Source organism: Marinobacter vulgaris (genome assembly GCF_003344045.1).
In the GTDB taxonomy this organism is placed as follows: domain Bacteria; phylum Pseudomonadota; class Gammaproteobacteria; order Pseudomonadales; family Oleiphilaceae; genus Marinobacter; species Marinobacter vulgaris.
Genome location: NZ_QFWX01000024.1, coordinates 488 through 1253, shown reverse-complemented (window position 1 = coordinate 1253; position 766 = coordinate 488). Strand labels below are relative to the sequence as shown.

The window sequence follows — 766 nt, the reverse complement described above, 5'->3', positions numbered from 1 at the left end:
AATAGGAGTATATTTCATTCTACTTATTGGATGATCAACTAATTCAAAATATTGTCATTTAGGATCTATTCGAAGAGTTGCACAAATAATTTCTTATGAAGTACCATTTTTCATAATCATTTTATTTTTAGTTTTATTATCTCAATCCTATTCATTTACTCAAATAGAAGAATCTCAGTATATATTATACTTTTTTTTTGGAAATATTCTCTTATTTATTATATGATTATCTTCTTGTTTAGCAGAAACTAATCGTAGACCATTCGATTTTGCAGAAGGAGAATCCGAATTAGTTTCAGGTTTCAATGTTGAATATATAGGAGGATGATTTGCTTTAATTTTTCTATCAGAATATTTAAGAATACTTATTTTAAGAATAATTTCAACTATAATATTTTTTAGTCCTATTAAATCTATCATTTCAATAACAATTATAATCATAATCACAATTATATTAATTTGAGTACGAGGAACATATCCTCGATTTCGATATGATATATTAATATTAATAAGATGAAAAATATTTCTACCTTTATCAATATTTATTATTATATTACCATTCATTATTCCATTCATATTTAATTAATTTTAAATTTACAAAATTTATGTTTTACTTAAACTAACCAATCAGACTTTAAAGAAAATTTCTTAAAAATTGTTTTCAAAACAATTAAAATAAAGCCAAACACAACTTATAAAATTATAAAATCCTGAATTTCATAAATTATTCAAAAAACTATAAATATTATAAAATACAAAAAACTAA

The 766-nt window shown here is 20.8% G+C and carries 2 protein-coding genes; one reads left to right on the top strand and one right to left on the bottom strand.

Annotation, left to right across the window (positions count from 1 at the left end; all coding sequences use genetic code 11):
• Nucleotides 1-67: 67 nt before the first annotated feature.
• Nucleotides 68-226 carry an NADH-quinone oxidoreductase subunit H gene (locus DIT71_RS18610; RefSeq protein WP_101335836.1) on the top strand — a complete coding sequence of 53 codons (159 nt, stop codon included), beginning with the start codon at nucleotides 68-70 and terminating at the stop codon, nucleotides 224-226.
• Here the strand turns inward: DIT71_RS18610 and DIT71_RS18605 are convergent.
• Nucleotides 175-564, bottom strand: coding sequence for a hypothetical protein (locus DIT71_RS18605; RefSeq protein WP_241521301.1), 390 nt, complete (start codon nucleotides 562-564; stop codon nucleotides 175-177). The genes DIT71_RS18610 and DIT71_RS18605 overlap by 52 nt on opposite strands.
• Between the last annotated feature and the right edge of the window lie 202 nt (nucleotides 565-766).

Coding starts and splice junctions, on each gene's coding strand:
- DIT71_RS18605 (WP_241521301.1), bottom strand. CDS start 564: ATGAATGGTAATATAATAATAAATATTGATAAAGGTAGAAATATTTTT.